The following is a 606-nucleotide window of genomic DNA, read 5'->3' as shown; positions in this document are numbered from 1 at the left end:
GTCACGCTGCTCGAAAGGGTCCTCAGTGGACTTCGCAAGCTCTAACGCGGCCGCCTCCACCCGCGCCACCACCTCCGCGAAGATCGTCGTCGCGGGCGGCTTCGGCGTCGGCAAGACCACACTCGTCGGCGCCGTCTCCGAGATCAACCCCCTGCGCACCGAAGCCGTCATGACCTCGGCCTCCGCCGGAATCGACGACCTCAGCCACGTCTCCGGCAAGACCACCACCACCGTCGCCATGGACTTCGGCCGCATCACCCTCGACGAAGACCTCATCCTCTACCTCTTCGGCACCCCCGGACAGGACCGCTTCTGGTTCATGTGGGACGACCTCGTCCGAGGAGCCATCGGAGCCGTCGTCCTCGTCGACACCCGACGCCTCGCCGACTGCTTCCCCGCCCTCGACTACTTCGAGAACAGCGGACTCCCCTTCGTCGTCGCCCTCAACGGCTTCGACGGACACCAGCCCCACACCCCCGACGAAGTCCGCGAAGCACTCCAACTCGGCGCCGACACCCCCATCATCACCCTCGACGCCCGCCGCCGCGACAGCGCCAAAAGCGCCCTCATCACCCTCGTCGAACACGCCCTCCTCGCCCGACTGCG

At 67.7% G+C, this 606-nt stretch carries 1 protein-coding gene; it reads left to right on the top strand.

Annotated elements, in window-relative coordinates:
• Positions 1-25 precede the first annotated feature (25 nt).
• The coding region (locus tag IH61_RS0139980) for a GTP-binding protein (protein ID WP_031079420.1) at positions 26-606 on the top strand (581 nt) is incomplete at its 3' end.

Source organism: Streptomyces sp. NRRL WC-3742 (assembly GCF_000720635.1).
Taxonomy (GTDB): Bacteria; Actinomycetota; Actinomycetes; order Streptomycetales; family Streptomycetaceae; genus Kitasatospora.
The sequence above is the reverse complement of the archived record's forward strand: the minus strand, read 5'-3'. Positions and strand labels throughout refer to the sequence as shown.